The following is a 15,859-nucleotide window of genomic DNA, read 5'->3' on the forward strand; positions in this document are numbered from 1 at the left end:
TTCTCCTTCAGGCGCTCAGGGCCAGATAACGGTTTTTGATGGTCGGGTCGGCACGAAACTCGGCAGCGCTGCCTTCGTACACCACCCGGCCTTGTTCGAGTACGTAATGGCGGTCGGCAAGTGCGTCGCAGACCTTCAGGTTCTGCTCCACCAACAGCACGGGCAGGCCGTCTTCCTTGATCGTGCGCAAAATCTTCACCAGCTCATCGACAATCACCGGCGCCAGCCCCTCGGTAGGTTCATCGAGGATCAACAGCTTGGGGTCGTTGACCAGTGCCCGGGCGATGGCGAGCATTTGCTGTTCACCGCCGGACAACGCATGGCCCGCATTTTTGCGCCGCTCCTTGAGGCGCGGGAACATCGCGTAGACATCCTCCAGTTGCCAGCGGCTGCTTTTGCGCTGGGCGATGCGCAGGTTTTCCTCAACGCTGAGCAAGCGGAAAATGCCGCGATGCTCCGGCACCAAGGCGAGCCCCTCGCGGGCAATCTCAAAGACCTTGCGCCCGACCATGTCTTGACCGTTGAAGCGCACCTGGCCCTGGCGCGGGCAGATAATCCCCAGAATGCTGCGCAACGTGGTGGTCTTGCCCGCACCGTTGCGCCCGAGCAACGTCACCAGCTCCCCCGGATTGACCTGTAACGAAACGCCTTCAAGGACGTGGCTCTTGTCGTAGTAGGAATGGATAGTGTCGACAGTCAGCATCAGGCGGCTTCTCCCAGGTAGGCGGTGCGTACACGTTCATCGGCGCGGACAAATTCAGGTGTGCCTTCGACCAGAATCTGGCCTTGGCTCATCACAGTGATGCGCTGGCTGATGGACATGACAATGCTCATGTTGTGTTCAATCAGCAGCACGGTGTGGTCGCGTCCCAGGTCGCTGATCAGTTGGGTCATGATCGGGATGTCGTCGATGCCCATGCCCGAGGTCGGCTCGTCGAGCATCAGCAACTTGGGTTTGGAGCAGATCGACATGCCCACTTCGAGCACCCGCTGTTGGCCGTGAGACAGCTCTCCGGCCAGGGTGTTGGCGCGTTGAGTCAGTTGCAGGCGTTCGAGCACCTGGTCGGCCATGTCGTGGTGCTGGCGGCGGCTGTCCACGTGTCGCCAGAAATTTAGGGCGCCCAGTCCATCCCGGCCTTGGGCCGCCAGACGCAAGTTCTCGCGCACACTGAGGTTCTGAAACAGGCTGGTGAGCTGGAATGAGCGGGCCATGCCCAGCGCAACGCGGCCGTGGGAGGGCTTTTTAATGATGTTCTTGCCATCAAACACAATGGCACCGCCAGTGGCCTGACGCTCTCCGGTCAAACAGTGGAACAGGCTGGTCTTGCCTGCGCCGTTAGGGCCTATCACGGTGTGAATGGTGCCTTGCTCGACCTTCAGGTTGACGCCGTTGACCGCATTGAAGGCGCCGTAGGCCAGTTGCAGGTTTTCGGTTTGCAGCAGGGGCTGTGGGGTGCTCATGGCTGTTCCTCCTGAAGGGGCTGTTGGCTTTTACGCGAGCCCTTGATCCGTTCAAACAGGCTCGACAATCCGCCCCACAAACCGCCGCGCATAAACACCACCACCAGAATCAAAATGACCCCCAGCAGCATCAGCCAGCGTGGCCACAAGTCAGACAGGAAATCGCCCAGTAACACGATGGTGCCTGCACCCAGCAAGGAGCCGAACAACGACCCGGTGCCGCCGACAATGGTCATGATCAGAATGTTCTCCGACATGGCGAGGTCGATGTTGGACAGTGGGACAAAATGCAACAGCATGGCGTAGAGCGCTCCGGCCACTCCGGTGACGGCGCCGGACAACATAAACACCAGAATCTTGAAGTGTCGGGTGTCGTAGCCAATGGCGGCGGCGCGGGTTTCGTTTTCCCGGATGGCCATTAACGTGCTGCCGAAAGGCGACGTAATCACCCGGCGGGCGCCGATAAAAATCAGCAGGAACAGCACGGCGACAAAGCCGTAGAAATAGCGTGCGTCACTGAGGGACAACAGTACGGTATCGCCGATGCGAATTTCGGGGCGGGGCACGTCCAGCAGGCCGTTGTCGCCGCCGGTCCAGTCGCTCAGGGTATAGGTCAGGAAATAAGCCATCTGGCTGAAGGCCAGCGTCAGCATCACGAAATAAATACCGGTTCGGCGGATGGCCAGTGCGCCCACCAGAAACGCCAGAAAGGCGCCCACCAGCGCGGCACCGAGCAAGGCACTGAACAGGCCCAGATGCAGGTGAATCATCAGCAAGGCCGCGCAGTAAGAACCGGCACCAAAGAAAATGCCTTGGCCGAAAGACAGCAAGCCGGTGTAGCCCAGCAGCAGGTTGCAGGCCAGTGCAGCCATGGCGAAGATCAGGATTTCAGTGGCCAGAGTGGCCGAGGGCAGCACCAGCGGCAGGCCAATCAAGACCGCAATCACCAACAGCAGCATGGAGCGCGACTGGGTTTTGGCGAAGGGCAGGGGGTTTTTCTCATTCATGTCAGGCTCTCCCGAACAGGCCATAAGGGCGCAGCAGAATCACCACGGCCATTGCGCCGTAGATCATCAGGCTGGCGCCCTGAGGCCAGATAGTTGTCATCAGGCTTTGCACCACGCCCACCAGCAAACCGCCGACCAGCGCACCACTGAACGAACCCATGCCGCCGATAACCACGACCACAAAGGCCACACCGAGGATTTCCGGGCCCACGAAGGGCTGCGCACCGCGTAATGGCGCGAACAGCACACCGGCAATCCCGGCTAGACCCGCGCCAAGCGCGAAGGTCATGGAAAACAGTCGAAAGATGTTGGTGCCCAGCAGGGAGACGGTTTCGGTGCTTTCGCTGCCCGCGCGAACCAGCGCGCCAAAGCGTGTGCGCTCCAGCAGCAGCCACAGGGCGAAACCGATCAGCGCCGAGAAGGCGATCAGGAACAAGCGGTAGTAGGGGTACACGAAGTCGCCGATCACCAGCACGCCACGCAGCAGCTGTGGCACGGCCACGCTTTTACCCACCGGGCCCCAGATCATCACGCTGGCTTCCTGAATGATCAGGGCAATACCCAGCGTCACCAGAATCTGGAACATGTGCGGCAGGTGATATATGCGCTGGATCAGCAGGCGCTCGATCAGCCATGCCAGAGCCGCCACCAGCAAGGGCGCGAACAGCAGTGACAGCCAGAAGTTGCCGGTCAGGCTGACCACCGTGTAGCAGATATAGGCGCCCAGCAGAAAAAACGCCCCGTGGGCAAAGTTAACGAAGTTGAGCAGGCCAAAAATGATCGTCAGTCCCACTGCGATCAAGAAGTAGATCATCCCCAGGCCCAGGCCGTTGAGAATCTGAAACAGGTAAAGTTCGAGCATGCAGTTACCCTCGGCAGACGAACATGCGTCATCGACTGCCCGTTGAAAGGTGCTTGAAAACCGTGATTTAGCCCAGCACGCAACCCGTGCTTTCGACTGGCGCAAACGAGCGCCCGGAGCTGATCACCGAGGCCAGATCGTCCGCGTCCTTCATCTGATCGGCGGGTTTGCCCACCAGCAGGTAGTAATCCTTGATCACCTGATGGTCACCGGCGCGGATTGACTCCGCTCCCGTTGGGCCTTGGTAGTTCAGGCCTTGCATGGCTTTGGCGACGGTCGGCCCGTCGAAGCTGCCGGTCGCCGCGATGGTGTCGAGCATCACCTTGGTGCTGATGTAATCAGCCGCCAGCGGGTAGGTAGGGTTAATGCCGTATTTGGCCTGAGTGGCTTTGACCAGTTCGCGGTTGAGCGGGGTATCGACCTGATGCCAGTACTGCGCCCCGAGGTACACGCCTTCGAGAATGTCGCTGCCCAGCTCTTGAAATTGATCCAGCCCGGCAGACCAGACCAGCAGCACTTTCATCCGCTCCTTGATGCCGAAATTCACCGCCTGACGCAGCGCATTGTTCGATTGGCTGCCAAAGTTGAGCAGCACCAGCACATCGGGTTTGGCGACTATGGCATTGGTCAGGTAACCGGAAAACTCCTGCTCCTGAAGCGAGTGATAGCTGTTGCCGATGTGTTCCAGACCGTGCTCTTCAAGCACTTGGCGGGTGCCGTCCAACAGCGCTTCGCCGAACACGTACTGCGGGGTGATGGTGTACCAGCGTTTGGCATCGGGCAGGGTTTTGATCAGGGGCACCAGGGTTTCTCGAATGGCACCGTAGGTCGGCACCGACCAGCGAAAGGTCGCACTGTTGCAGTCCTTGCCGGTGACTTCATCGGCACCCACGGGCGTCATGAACACCCCGCCAGCCTTGTTCACTTCCTTGGCCACGGCCAGCGCCGATGAGGACAGCGTGCAGCCCTGAAAGAATCGTGCCCCGTCCTGGGCGATGGCTTCCTGCACTTTGCGCACCGCCTTGCCGGCATTGCCTTCCGTGTCGATGACCTTGTAATGGAGCGGTCTGCCGAGCAGTTGCGGGTATTGCTCAACAGCCAGACGCGAGCCCATGTCGGCAAACTTGCCATAACTGGCGAAAGGCCCGGACATCGACTTGAGGCCATAAAAGGTAAAGGGTTCGCTGGCGAAGGCCTGACGGATGCCCGGCGCGAGGCCAAGAGCACCGGCAGCCGCCAGACCCGCTTTCAACAACGTACGACGCTGCATGGAATGACTCCCTGATTTAATTATTGGCAGGAGTAGCAATGGCAAACCGCAGAACAGGGCCTGTGGGCAGGCCTTTTTTATAGGTGTTGGCTAACAGGGTATGGCTTTAGCTGTGATCGAACTCCAGCAGAAAGTGTGGGCTGACTTGACCTTCAAGTGCCGTCATATGGTGTTCGGCATCGCACATGTGCTCGTGCATCAACGTGCGCACGCGCGGTTCGTCTTCAGCACGCAAGGCAATCAATAGTTGCTTGTGATAGTCGAGGTTGGCCGCGTCGAATTGCTTGCGCTTGGGTTTATAGGCTTTTTTCAGCACCACCAGATCGCGCAGTAAATCGTTGAGGAATTGCGCCATAAAACTCAGTAACGGGTTGGGGCAGGCGCGGGCCAGCAGGGTGTGAAACTCAAGCTCCGCCAGACGTTGTTCGCGCTGGCCCGCCTCGCTGTCTTCGGGGGTGCTGCAAAAATCGACATTGGTTTGCAGGGCCGCGAAGTCCTGGGCACTGAGTCGGCCAATAACGGACACGGCTAGCTCGACCTCGATGACTTTGCGCAGTTGATAGACCTGCTCACCATCCAGATGCTGAAAGTGCAGATAGTTGCGCAAGGCGCGGCTCGCGGGTTCGGTGCCGGCCTGATTCAAATAGGCGCCGCCGCTGGGGCCGGTGCGGGTGCTGACCAGCCCTTCAACTTCCAGTGCCTTGAGGGCTTCGCGGGCCGACCCTTTGGAGCACTGAAAGCTCTCCATCAGTTCTCGCTCAGTGGGCAGGCGATCGCCGGGCTTGAGGGCGTCGGTCACAATCGAGCGCTTGACCGATTCGACAATCACATCGGAGAGCTTCTGGCGTTTGCGGCGCAGCGGGCGACTTAGCATATGTTCTATTTATCGTATTAATGCGGATTAATAGTAATAAATAGCGCTTGGCCCGATCAGTCAATGAAAGACCGGGCAGCGTGTCGCTTTCAGCTCAAAGAAGTCGGTAATGGATAACAATTTTTGTAGCAACTGACGAGGTGTGCGAGGCTGCGTTCGACAATGCAATCGTCGCAAGTTCTACAAAGGAGGTGTGGGTTGAAACCTCGCTCCCGCCTGGCGACGTGTCTGATGCATTGTGTTGACGGGTTTACGACGGCTTCGCCGCCGAACGCAGCCTCGCAGAGCTCGACAGCTGCTACGAGGTGTGGCGTTACTGTCAGCCCTTTTTTGACGAGACAATACTGGCCACCAACCGCGGTTTGCAGTTGAGGTAAGCCGAAGATTGCAGCCACTTTTGATCCGGGTACCAGGCAAACATGAACTGCCCGTCCTTGAGTTTGTCTACCACGGTACGGGCAATCTGCGGGCGTACGGCAGGGCAGCCCTGACTGCGACCGATGCGGCCTTGGGTCTGGCTCCACAGAGGATTCACGTAACTGGCCGGATGGATCACGATGGCACGGTCACGGGCGCTGTCGTTGAAACCCGGTTCCAGTCCGTCCATGCGCAATGAGTAGCCGTTGGCACCCTGATAGCTTTCTTGAGTACGAAACAGACCCAGGCTGGATTGGTGGCTGCCCTCGTTATTGGAAAATTGAGTGGCGAAGTTTTCACCGGACTTTTGCCCGTGGGCCACCAGGTCACGCAGCACCAGGGTCTTTTTGTGCAGGTCGAAGATCCACAGGCGGCGGGCCGTAGACGGTTGTGAATAATCAATCACGGCCAGGTTTTCGGCTGGGCTGGCGCCGTTGTTGACAGCGCATTGCATGGCACTCAGGGCGCTTTGCAGTACGAGGGGGTTGAGTTCCGGGGCGGCTTGGGCAAGGCTGTTGTAGAGCCCTTGTTTAGAAATATTGGCGGCGAACGCAGGGTTGCACAGAGCTCCCAGCGTCGCGGCGACCAGAAAGAGTCGTCGCAAAGTAATCGGCATAGGTAACGATATTCCACTGTTTAAAGGTTACAGAAACTCCGTCACCCGATGGCTGCTATGTTTAAGACAGACAGACACGATATAGCTGCTAGCCTTCGGGGTCAGCCGTGACGGTGATACGGTGAATTTCAACGCAACGGCCATGGATTGGAGTAAAGCAGTTGATCAAAAAACACGCAGTTTACTTGAGCATTGCCTTGCTCGTAGCGCCATTGGTCGCGTCGGCTGACGACATGGCTGTTCAGCCGGCCAACCCCGTGCAGATGGCATTGCTCCAATTGCCGCAGTCTTGCCCTGCGCTGGCCACTGGCGTGGACGCGCAACAACAGGCGCTATTGCAGGCTTTCTATCAGGCCCAGAATGATCAGATGGTGTGGACGGACCCTGCTCGGGTAGCCACCTTGAAGGCGGCGTTGGCGCAATTGGCCGATGATGGGCTGAACCCGGCTCATTACCCGCTACCAGCGGGTCACGACCTGTGTGCCGATATCGACACCAGCCGGCAATACCTCAAAGCGTTGCATGACTTGCACTTTGGGCGCCTGTCCCAAAGCCGCTACGAGCCGGTCTGGCATTCCGATTCTGTTGTAGAACCTGACCGTCAGGCCGAACTTTTAGCCCTCGCCGTACCCGGCGTGCAGGACGTGAGTGCGGCGTTCGCACAGGCCAGGCCAGCCTTCGAGCAGTACCAGAATTTACGTAAAGTCTACGCCCGCATGCGTCAGCAACCCCTGACGCAGTGGCAACCAATCCCCGATGGCCCCTTGCTGCGCCCCGGGATGCAAGACACCCGTGTGCCTGCACTGGCCCGGCGATTGGCCGACGAGGGGTATCTGAGCCGTCAGGCATCCGTCAACAACACCTACAGCAATGAAGTGGTCTCGGCGGTTAAAAGCTTTCAGCTGGATCACTCGTTGCAGGCCGATGGCGTGATCGGGCCGGGCACGATAAAGGAACTGAACGTCAGCCCGGCGACACGGCGCGACCAATTGCGGATCAATCTGGAGCGTCTGCGCTGGATGGCCCACGACTTCGAACCCACCAGCCTGCTGGTCAATGTCGCGGCGGCACAACTGGCGGTGTACAAGGATGGTCAACCGGTGTGGCAGACCCGCACCCAGGTCGGGCGCCCCGACCGGCAGACGCCGCTTTTGAAATCCACCGTCAACCGGCTGACTCTGAACCCGACCTGGACCATTCCGCCGACCATCTTCAAGAAAGACAAACTGCCGCAAATTCGCCGTGATCCCTCTTTCCTGAGCCGTCATGACTTGCAAGTGATCGACAGCAGCGGGCGGCCGATTTCCCCCGGCAGTGTTGATTGGGATCGCCCCGGCAACATACTCCTGCGTCAAGGGGCCGGGCCGCGCAATCCCTTAGGGCGTATTGCCATCCGCTTTCCCAATCCGTTCTCGGTATACCTGCATGACACGCCCAGCCAGGCGCTGTTCAGCAAAGGCCCCAGGGCATTCAGCTCGGGCTGTGTACGCGTTGAATCAGTGTTTGAACTGCGTGACTGGCTGGTGACCCCGTCCGAGAAAGTGCGCACCGAGGAGTTGCTCAGCACGGGGCGCACCAGCGAGTTCAGGTTGTCCAACCCCATGCCGATCCTGATGACCTATTGGACAGCGCATGCTGATAAAGATGGAAAAGTGGTGTACTCCCCGGATATTTACAATTTCGACCCTGCGTTGATCGCGGCGCTGGCCAAACAGGGCTAAACCCGGTTGATCATCCTTGTAGCCGCTGCCGCAGGCTGCGATGGGCGGCGAAGCCGTCGTAAAGTCATATTTACGAGCGCTTCGCGCCCGATCGCAGCCTGCGGCAGCGGCTACAGGTTCTTTACACGTTTTACTGTCATGAGATTTTTTATGCCCCGCTGGCCAGACTCACGCTTTACCGATTTGACAGGTATTACCCACCCCATTATTCAAGCCCCCATGCAGCCTGCGGGTCATCCCTGTAGCCGCTGCCGCAGGCTGCGATCGGCGGCGAAGCCGTCGTAAAGTCATATTTACGAGCGCTTCGCGCCCGAACGCAGCCTGCGGCAGCGGCTACAGGTTCTTTACACGTTTTACTGTCATGAGATTTTTTATGCCCCGCTGGCCAGACTCACGTTTTACCGATTTGACAGGTATTACCCACCCCATTATTCAAGCGCCCATGCTCGGTGCCGCCAGCGAGGTCATGACAGGCGTTGCTCAGGCCGGCGGGCTGGGGTCTCTGGCCTGTGCCACGTTAAGCCATGAGGCCATTCGCGCCGAAGTCGCAGCGTTCCGCGCCGTGTGTGATCAGCCTCTCAATCTGAACTTCTTCTGCCATCAGGCACCGCAGCCTGACGACGCCCGAGCGCAGCGCTGGAAAGCGCTGTTCAAACCCTATTACATCGAGTTGGGCGCCGACTTTGACGCGCCCACCCCCGTGTCCAGCCGTGCGCCTTTTGATGAGGCGACCTGTGCGCTGGTCGAAGAACTGCGCCCGCAGGTGGTGAGTTTTCATTTTGGTCTTCCTGCCGCCGCACTGGTCGCGCGAGTAAAAGCCAGCGGCGCAAAGATCATCAGCTCAGCCACCACAGTGGCCGAAGCTCAGTGGCTGGAGCGTCACGGCTGCGATGCAATCATTGCCATGGGGTATGAAGCCGGTGGCCATCGGGCGATGTTCTTGAGTACTGACCTGGCCAGCCAGATCGGCACCTTTGCCCTGGTGCCACAGGTTGTCGATGCGGTCTCGGTGCCGGTGATTGCGGCAGGCGGTATTGCCGATGCGCGCGGCATTGCGGCGGCATTTGCCCTAGGGGCCAGCGCGGTACAAATCGGCACGGCGTACTTGTTCTGTCCGCAGGCCAAGATCAGCCAACCGCATTACAAGGCCTTGCGCGAGGCAGGCTCCAGCGACACGGCGCTGACCAACCTGTTCACCGGGCGCCCGGCGCGCGGGATTCTTAACCGGGTGATGCGCGAAATGGGCCCGATCAATCCTCAGGCGCCGGCTTTTCCGTTGGCGGGCGGTGTTCTGCTGCCGCTCAAGGCGATCAGCGAGCCGGCCGGTTCCGGCGACTTTATCAACCTGTGGGCGGGGCAGGCCTTTGCGTTAAGCCCGGGCCGCACGGCACAGTTGTCGGCTTATGAGCTGACCCGCCGGTTGGTCGATGATTATGCGGCGCGCTCAACGGGCAAATAACCCGTGGGTGCGGCATGGCTGGAGGTGCGTATCAGCAGGGCAATGGAGCCCAGCACCGGCAGGCTGACCAGCAGCAGGGCATAGCGCAGCGATTCCACGCCGAACCTAGGCACCAGTGCATCACTGAGCAACCCGGCGAGCAACGGTCCGGTGCCTACCCCCATCAGCGTAGAGACGATGGTCTGCAAGGCCATCGCTGTGCCTCGGCGGTTGGCGGGCACCAGTTGCGTCACCAGATTGTAGGAGGGCGCTACCCACCACACCGCAAAAAAACTGTAGAACGCACACCAGAGCATGGCGCTGGGTACAGGCACCTCTCCCAGGTACAGCCACACCGTCGAAGGCCATAACAGATAAGCGGCCAAGGCACAGGTCGCCGCCACGTGGCCAATAATCGGAATGCCCACTTGCCAATGCGGGTTGCGCGGCGTCAGGTGATCGCTCAACCAGCCGCTGAACAGCGCGCCGATCCCGGCAACCCCGCCACAGATAAACCCGGCCAGTAAGCCTGCGTGTTGCAGCGACAGGCCGTGGGAGCGCACCAGAAAGCTGGTATTCCACATGCCGATGGCGTACGAACTGAGGGTGGTCAGGCCGCCCGCCATAATCAAACAACGGTAAGCGGGCAGGGCCCACAGCTTGCGTGCTTCGCTGACCATACTTTGCAAGGGATGGGCGGCGTGTGCGCTGGCCAGATCCCAGCGTCCACGGGGCGGGTCTTTGGCCAGCACGGCCAGCGCCAGCGAGAACAGCAGCGCTGGCATGCCGATCACGATAAACGCCATGCGCCATCCATAGTGCTCGACCACCCAGGCGCCTAGGCTCAAGCCAATAACGGCAGAAAAAGTCGGCGCCGCCGTGAAGCAACTGATCGCAAACGAGCGCCGATGCGGAGGATACAAGTCAGCAATCATCGACATGGACGCCGACGTAGTGGGGGACTCGCTCACCGCCACCGCCATTCGCGCCAGTGCCAACATCCAGAAACTTACGGCCAGCCCGCACAGCACCGTCGCCACCGCCCACAACAGGCAAGCGATGGCCAACAGTCGGGTGCGTGACATGCGATCCGCCAAGCGCCCGGCGGGCAGGGCGAGCAGGGCATAAACCCCGGCAAACGCCAGCCCCGAGATCAAGCCCATGGCGGTATCGCTGACCCCGAATTCGCGTTTGATCGGTTCTATCATCACCGCCAGAATCTGGCGCCCGACAAAGTTGTCGGCAAACACCGCAGCCAGCAACAACAGCAAAGCGTGGCTGCGCCAGCCGACGTGAGTGTCTGTCATAGTCGATTCCACCTTGAATAAAACGGCAAAGGCGCCGACCCGTGATGCGTCAGCGCCTTTGTTCAGAGCCCCCTCAGGCCCGCTGGCGGGCGAGGGTCATGGCGGTGTCTTCGATCATGTCTTCCTGGCCGCCGACCATGCCGCGACGGCCCATTTCGACCAGAATTTCCCGTGCTGGCACGCCGTACTTTTTCTCGGCGCGCTTGGCGAACAACAGGAACGAGCCATAGACACCGGCATACCCCATGGTCAGGGCATCGCGGTCACTGCGGATCGGAAAGTCCATGATCGGCACCACCAGGTCTTCGGCCACGTCTTGAATGCCGAACACGCTGACCCCGGTATCGATGCCCATGCGATCACACACCGCCACCAGAATTTCCATCGGCGTATTGCCCGCACCTGCGCCCAGACCGGCTGCGGCGGCATCGATACGCGTAGCGCCAGCTTCGATGGCCGCGATGGAGTTGGACACGCCCATCGACAGGTTGTGATGGCCGTGGAAGCCGATTTCGGTGTCCGGGTGCAGCGCTTCGCGCATGGCCGCCACACGGGCCTTGATGTCATGGGGCAGCATGTAACCCGCCGAGTCGGTCAGGTAAATGCAGTTGGCACCATAGCTCTCCATCAATTTGCCTTGCTTGACCAGTCCTTCAGGGCTGTTCATGTGCGCCATCATCAGAAAGCCGACGGTGTCCATGCCCAGCTTGCGCGCATAGGAAATGTGCTGTTCGGAGACATCCGCCTCGGTGCAATGGGTGGCGACCCGAATCGTATTGACCCCTAGTTCATAGGCCATTTGCAGATGGTCAACCGTGCCGATGCCGGGCAGCAGCAGGGCCGACACCTTGGCCTGCTTCATCATTGGAATCACCGCCGACAGGTACTGCTCATCGGTGTGGGCGGGAAACCCATAGTTCACCGAACTGCCGCCCAGACCGTCACCGTGGGTGACTTCAATCAACGGCACGCCGGCCGCATCCAGCCCGCAGGCGATGCTTTTCATTTGCTCAAGGGTGATCTGGTGACGCTTGGGGTGCATGCCGTCGCGCAGGCACATGTCATGCACGGTGATTTTTTTGCCGCGAAGATCCATGGGGTGCTCCTTAAGCGAGGGCGGGTTGAGCGGCGGTGGCCTTGAGTTGCAGCTCGCCGTTGAGAATTTCTTCGGCGAACATCTCGGCCGTACGCGCCGCCGCAGCGGTCATGATGTCCAGGTTGCCGGCGTATTTGGGCAGGTAGTCACCCAGGCCCTCGACTTCCATAAAGATCGACACCCGGTTGCCATCGAACACCGGGCCATTCACCAGCTTGTAGCCCGGTACGTACTGCTGCACTTGTTCGATCATGGCGTGCAGGGCTGCTGTAATGGCGGCTTGATCAGGTTCGGTTTCGGTCAGGCAATGCACGGTGTCGCGCATGATCAGCGGCGGCTCGGCTGGGTTGACGATAATGATCGCCTTGCCTTTTTTGGCACCGCCGACCTGTTCAATCGCATTGGCCGTGGTGCGGGTAAATTCGTCGATGTTTTTGCGCGTGCCGGGGCCGACCGATTTGGACGCCGCCGTGGCGACAATTTCGGCATACGCCACAGGCTGCACGCTGGAAACAGCCGCCACCAAAGGAATAGTGGCCTGACCGCCGCAGGTGACCATATTGACGTTCATCGCGCCGCGCTTGAGGTTGGCTTTCAGGTTGACCGGCGGTACGCAGTACGGGCCGATGGCGGCGGGGGTAAGGTCGATCATCAGCACGCCCAACTCGTTGAGCTTGCGGCTGTTTTCGGCGTGTACATAGGCCGAAGTTGCGTCGAAGGCGATCTGGATGTTGTCGGCCAGTACATGCTCAAGCAGACCGTCGACGCCATCGCTGGTGGTTTTAAGACCCATCTCCCGGGCACGGCTCAGGCCTTCGGAGGTGGCATCGATGCCTACCATCCACACCGGTTCCAGAACCTCGCTGCGCAGCAATTTGTACAGCAGGTCAGTACCGATATTGCCCGGCCCGATCAGGGCACACTTTATTTTTCTGGTCATGGTCAGGGTCTCAGACGTGATTTAAGGCACAAAGCGCAGGCGGGCAGAGCCCAGACCGCTGAGGGTCAGGCTGACTTCATCGCCCGGTTGCACCGGCACCAGTGGCGCCAGTGCTCCAGACAGGATGATTTCGCCTTTGCGAAACGGAATGTCGAACTTGCCAAGGGTATTGGCCAACCAGGCCACGGCCTCGCAAGGATGGCCCTGCACGGCTGAACCGAAACCGTGCCCGGCCGGCTGGCCGTTTTTCAGCAGGTGCAGCTCAACCTTGGTCAAGTCCAGTGTGCGCGGGTCAATCCGTTGCTCGCCCAACGCGAATACACCGCAGGAGGCGTTATCGGCCACGGTGTCCTGAATGCGGATTTTCCAGTCGGCGATGCGTGAATCGACAATCTCGAAACACGGCACGACAAATTCAGTGGCGGCCATGACATCTTCAGCCGTGATGCCAGGGCCGCTGAGGTCCTCAGCCAGGATAAAGGCGATTTCGCCTTCGGCCCGAGGTTGCACCAGATGATGGGCGCTGAAGCTCACCTCGCTGTTATCGGCGACGTGCATGCGGTTGGTCAGAAAGCCGAAGTCGGGTTGATGCACATCCAGCATGTCCTGAACGGCGCGGCTGGTGACGCCGATTTTTTTGCCGACTACCTGCTCGCCCAAGGCCACCCGGCGTTGCAAAAAGCGCAGGGAAATCTGATAAGCCGTTTCCAGGCTCAAGTCCGGGTAACGCTGGGTCAGCGGTTGCAGGCTGCGGCGTTCCAGCAACGCATGAAACAACTCATCGCCCAGCGCTTCAATCAACTGTGAGTCCATAAATATTCTCTCTAAATAGTCGTAGCAGTTGCCGAAGGCTACGTCCGGTTGCGAAGCAATCGTCAACCCACTGCACCCCGTTGACCTGACACAGCGCATTACCCTATTTGCGACGGCTGCGCCGCCGGACGTAGCCTTCGGCAACTGCTACAGGTTGGAGATGGCTTATCCCGGCCAGACGCTTGACTCGGCGCCGCCGTCGACTTCCAGAATCTTGCCCGTGACCCAGCGCGAAGCCGGGCTGGCCAGGTACAACGCCGCAGCGGCAATGTCTTGCACTTCACCCAGACTTTGCATGGGTGTGGCTTTGACCATGCTGTCGCGCATGGCCACCGGCAAAACGCGATTCAGGGCATCAGTCAAAATCGGCCCGGGGGCAATCCCATTGACCCGCACCACCGGCGCAAAATCCTGGGCCAGCAGGCGGGTCATATGGCTTAGCGCCGCCTTGGCGGTGCCGTAGGCGCTGAATTGGGTCTGCGCATAGCGCGCCGCCCCTGAAGTGATATTGAGAATGTTGCCCGTGCCGGCAGCGCGCATATGCGGCACGCAGAGTTGGCACAGGTGATACGCCGACGACACATTGAAGCGCAGTATTTCTTCAAAGCGTTCGACGCTGAGCGTCAATGGGTCGTTGGGGCCGGCGCCCCCGGCGTTGTTAACCAAATGAGTGATAGCCCCCATGTATTCGCGAGCCTGCTCGATCAACGCGCTGCGTTGTTCATCGACCGTTACATCACAGGCGATGGCCAAGGCCCGTCGGCCCAGGCTGCGCACTTCTTCAGCCACGGCCTCAACATCGCTCAAGGTGCGAGCGGCCAGCACCACATCGGCGCCCGCCTCGGCGTAAGCCAGTGCAATGCCCCGGCCAATGCCCCGGCCGCCACCGGTAATGACCGCCACGCTGCCGGTCATGTCGAAGCGTTTGATAATGCTCATAAGGGTCCTTTTCCTTCTTCTAATTAAAAATCAGCGGGGCGCCCACAAGTCTGGCAAGCCGGGATCGCTGACGCTGATCAGGCGCTTGAGCAGCACCTTGAGCGCTTGTGCATCACCGGGCCCCATCTTGGCCGCCAAGTCTTCTTCCACTGCCTTGGCCAGTGCCAACTGCTGCACAGAGGCTTCGCGGCCATTGGCGGTCAGGACATAGCGCGGGTCACTGCTGCTGCCTTCCAGAGCAACCATGTTTTGTTTTTCAAGGAAGCGCATGCTCGCCAGCGTCACCACGTGCCCGGTGTAACTGACAAACGTATTGATCTCACTCAGGCTCAAGTTGTCGCGGATACACAGCACCGACAGGATAAAAAACGCATGCTCATCGAGTTGCTGATTACTCAGCAGGCGGTGCAGGGCGTCAAGCAGTTGATAGTGGGCACGGCCCAGCAAGTACCCCAGCAGGTCTTCGGTGTAGCTGCACTCGGGCGGCGGCGGGGTGGTAGCCAGGCGCAGCTCGCTGCGGGGTTTGCGGGTGGCCAGTGCGTATTGCCCGCTTTGAAAGGCCAGTGGGGCGCGGTCACTGTGGTCGAATGCGAGCACCTCGCCGACAAAGATCACATGATCGCCGCCTTCGTATTGAAAAGCCGTGCGGCACTGGAAACGTGCCGTACAGTCCTGCAACAGAGGCGCTTCGCTGATACCGTTATCGAGCTGGATTTGCTCAAACTTGTTTTCACCTTGCATGGCAAAGCGCCCGGACAGTGGTTCCTGTTCAGTCGACAGAACGTGCACGTTCCAGTGTTTGCCGGACGTGAAAACCGGCAGGCTGCGAGCGGTTTTGGCCAGACTCCACAACACTAACGGCGGGTTGAGCGACACCGAGTTAAAACTGTTGGCGGTGATGCCAATGGGCGAGCCGTCCTCCGCCTGGGTGGTGATGATGGTCACCCCGGTGGTGAAGGTGCCGAGCGCGGTACGAAATGCCTGTGGATCGAAACTGCTTTGCACTGCCATGACGGACCCCATGGATTGAATTGGCGTGCTGGCAGTATTCCCCTGGCAAAGGTGTGTTACATCGTCTTAACGGACTAACGAATTTAG

The 15,859-nt window shown here is 59.7% G+C and carries 15 protein-coding genes; 2 read left to right on the forward strand and 13 right to left on the reverse strand.

The window, feature by feature from the left end:
- Positions 1 to 7: 7 nt before the first annotated feature.
- From EQV93_RS17895 to EQV93_RS17925, 7 genes are all read right to left on the reverse strand, one after another.
- Complete coding sequence (locus tag EQV93_RS17895) at positions 8 to 703, reverse strand: ABC transporter ATP-binding protein (RefSeq protein WP_122784326.1); 696 nt, start codon at positions 701 to 703, stop codon at positions 8 to 10.
- On the reverse strand, positions 703 to 1,461 hold the full coding sequence (locus tag EQV93_RS17900; protein WP_122784327.1) for an ABC transporter ATP-binding protein: 759 nt from the start codon (positions 1,459 to 1,461) through the stop codon (positions 703 to 705). The genes EQV93_RS17895 and EQV93_RS17900 overlap by 1 nt, the downstream gene beginning before the upstream one ends.
- Entirely contained in the window at positions 1,458 to 2,468 is a 1,011-nt protein-coding gene (locus EQV93_RS17905) for a branched-chain amino acid ABC transporter permease (protein WP_240892095.1), read from the reverse strand. The genes EQV93_RS17900 and EQV93_RS17905 overlap by 4 nt, the downstream gene beginning before the upstream one ends.
- A 1-nt stretch (position 2,469) precedes the next feature.
- Positions 2,470 to 3,330: a branched-chain amino acid ABC transporter permease gene (locus tag EQV93_RS17910; RefSeq protein ID WP_122784329.1), complete on the reverse strand. Its 861-nt coding sequence runs from the start codon at positions 3,328 to 3,330 to the stop codon at positions 2,470 to 2,472.
- Between the two features lie 67 nt (positions 3,331 to 3,397).
- On the reverse strand, positions 3,398 to 4,600 hold the full coding sequence (locus tag EQV93_RS17915) for an ABC transporter substrate-binding protein (RefSeq protein WP_122784330.1): 1,203 nt from the start codon (positions 4,598 to 4,600) through the stop codon (positions 3,398 to 3,400).
- 106 nt (positions 4,601 to 4,706) lie between these two features.
- Positions 4,707 to 5,474 carry a FadR/GntR family transcriptional regulator gene (locus EQV93_RS17920; protein WP_122784331.1) on the reverse strand — a complete coding sequence of 256 codons (768 nt, stop codon included), beginning with the start codon at positions 5,472 to 5,474 and terminating at the stop codon, positions 4,707 to 4,709.
- Between the two features lie 319 nt (positions 5,475 to 5,793).
- Entirely contained in the window at positions 5,794 to 6,507 is a 714-nt protein-coding gene (locus EQV93_RS17925; RefSeq protein ID WP_122784332.1) for a murein L,D-transpeptidase catalytic domain family protein, read from the reverse strand.
- Between the two features lie 161 nt (positions 6,508 to 6,668).
- Between EQV93_RS17925 and EQV93_RS17930 the strand changes: the two genes are divergently transcribed.
- Both EQV93_RS17930 and EQV93_RS17935 read left to right on the forward strand, forming a co-directional pair.
- Complete coding sequence (locus tag EQV93_RS17930) at positions 6,669 to 8,228, forward strand: L,D-transpeptidase family protein (RefSeq protein ID WP_240892096.1); 1,560 nt, start codon at positions 6,669 to 6,671, stop codon at positions 8,226 to 8,228.
- 373 nt (positions 8,229 to 8,601) lie between these two features.
- Positions 8,602 to 9,687 (forward strand): NAD(P)H-dependent flavin oxidoreductase, encoded by a 1,086-nt coding sequence (locus tag EQV93_RS17935; protein WP_240892097.1) that lies wholly within the window; start codon positions 8,602 to 8,604, stop codon positions 9,685 to 9,687.
- Here EQV93_RS17935 and EQV93_RS17940 read toward each other — a convergent pair.
- The 6 genes from EQV93_RS17940 to EQV93_RS17965 form a co-directional block, all read right to left on the reverse strand.
- Positions 9,660 to 10,973, reverse strand: coding sequence for a spinster family MFS transporter (locus EQV93_RS17940; RefSeq protein ID WP_122784335.1), 1,314 nt, complete (start codon positions 10,971 to 10,973; stop codon positions 9,660 to 9,662). The two genes, EQV93_RS17935 and EQV93_RS17940, sit on opposite strands and share 28 nt — an antisense overlap.
- A gap of 73 nt (positions 10,974 to 11,046) precedes the next feature.
- Positions 11,047 to 12,069 carry a 4-hydroxy-2-oxovalerate aldolase gene (gene dmpG / locus EQV93_RS17945; RefSeq protein ID WP_122784336.1) on the reverse strand — a complete coding sequence of 341 codons (1,023 nt, stop codon included), beginning with the start codon at positions 12,067 to 12,069 and terminating at the stop codon, positions 11,047 to 11,049.
- A 10-nt stretch (positions 12,070 to 12,079) separates the two neighbouring features.
- Positions 12,080 to 13,009: an acetaldehyde dehydrogenase (acetylating) gene (locus tag EQV93_RS17950; RefSeq protein WP_122784337.1), complete on the reverse strand. Its 930-nt coding sequence runs from the start codon at positions 13,007 to 13,009 to the stop codon at positions 12,080 to 12,082.
- A 21-nt stretch (positions 13,010 to 13,030) separates the two neighbouring features.
- Entirely contained in the window at positions 13,031 to 13,822 is a 792-nt protein-coding gene (locus EQV93_RS17955) for a fumarylacetoacetate hydrolase family protein (protein ID WP_122784338.1), read from the reverse strand.
- Between the two features lie 165 nt (positions 13,823 to 13,987).
- A complete protein-coding gene (locus tag EQV93_RS17960) occupies positions 13,988 to 14,761 on the reverse strand; it encodes a glucose 1-dehydrogenase (protein ID WP_240892098.1) in 774 nt (257 codons plus the stop codon).
- Positions 14,762 to 14,791: 30 nt separating this feature from the next.
- On the reverse strand, positions 14,792 to 15,772 hold the full coding sequence (locus EQV93_RS17965; protein ID WP_122784340.1) for a flavin reductase: 981 nt from the start codon (positions 15,770 to 15,772) through the stop codon (positions 14,792 to 14,794).
- Between the last annotated feature and the right edge of the window lie 87 nt (positions 15,773 to 15,859).

This window comes from Pseudomonas sp. TMW22091 (genome assembly GCF_022496705.1).
GTDB lineage: Bacteria > Pseudomonadota > Gammaproteobacteria > Pseudomonadales > Pseudomonadaceae > Aquipseudomonas > Aquipseudomonas saxonica.

What these genes read in the sequence shown, in the direction of transcription:
- EQV93_RS17905 (WP_240892095.1), bottom strand. Translation starts at nt 2,468, where the DNA reads ATGAATGAGAAAAACCCCCTGCCCTTCGCCAAAACCCAGTCGCGCTCC.
- EQV93_RS17920 (WP_122784331.1), bottom strand. Translation starts at nt 5,474, where the DNA reads ATGCTAAGTCGCCCGCTGCGCCGCAAACGCCAGAAGCTCTCCGATGTG.
- EQV93_RS17895 (WP_122784326.1), bottom strand. Translation starts at nt 703, where the DNA reads ATGCTGACTGTCGACACTATCCATTCCTACTACGACAAGAGCCACGTC.
- EQV93_RS17910 (WP_122784329.1), bottom strand. Translation starts at nt 3,330, where the DNA reads ATGCTCGAACTTTACCTGTTTCAGATTCTCAACGGCCTGGGCCTGGGG.
- EQV93_RS17935 (WP_240892097.1), top strand. Translation starts at nt 8,602, where the DNA reads ATGCCCCGCTGGCCAGACTCACGTTTTACCGATTTGACAGGTATTACC.
- EQV93_RS17900 (WP_122784327.1), bottom strand. Translation starts at nt 1,461, where the DNA reads ATGAGCACCCCACAGCCCCTGCTGCAAACCGAAAACCTGCAACTGGCC.
- EQV93_RS17925 (WP_122784332.1), bottom strand. Translation starts at nt 6,507, where the DNA reads ATGCCGATTACTTTGCGACGACTCTTTCTGGTCGCCGCGACGCTGGGA.
- EQV93_RS17950 (WP_122784337.1), bottom strand. Translation starts at nt 13,009, where the DNA reads ATGACCAGAAAAATAAAGTGTGCCCTGATCGGGCCGGGCAATATCGGT.
- EQV93_RS17960 (WP_240892098.1), bottom strand. Translation starts at nt 14,761, where the DNA reads ATGAGCATTATCAAACGCTTCGACATGACCGGCAGCGTGGCGGTCATT.
- EQV93_RS17955 (WP_122784338.1), bottom strand. Translation starts at nt 13,822, where the DNA reads ATGGACTCACAGTTGATTGAAGCGCTGGGCGATGAGTTGTTTCATGCG.
- EQV93_RS17915 (WP_122784330.1), bottom strand. Translation starts at nt 4,600, where the DNA reads ATGCAGCGTCGTACGTTGTTGAAAGCGGGTCTGGCGGCTGCCGGTGCT.
- dmpG (WP_122784336.1), bottom strand. Translation starts at nt 12,069, where the DNA reads ATGGATCTTCGCGGCAAAAAAATCACCGTGCATGACATGTGCCTGCGC.
- EQV93_RS17940 (WP_122784335.1), bottom strand. Translation starts at nt 10,973, where the DNA reads ATGACAGACACTCACGTCGGCTGGCGCAGCCACGCTTTGCTGTTGTTG.
- EQV93_RS17965 (WP_122784340.1), bottom strand. Translation starts at nt 15,772, where the DNA reads ATGGCAGTGCAAAGCAGTTTCGATCCACAGGCATTTCGTACCGCGCTC.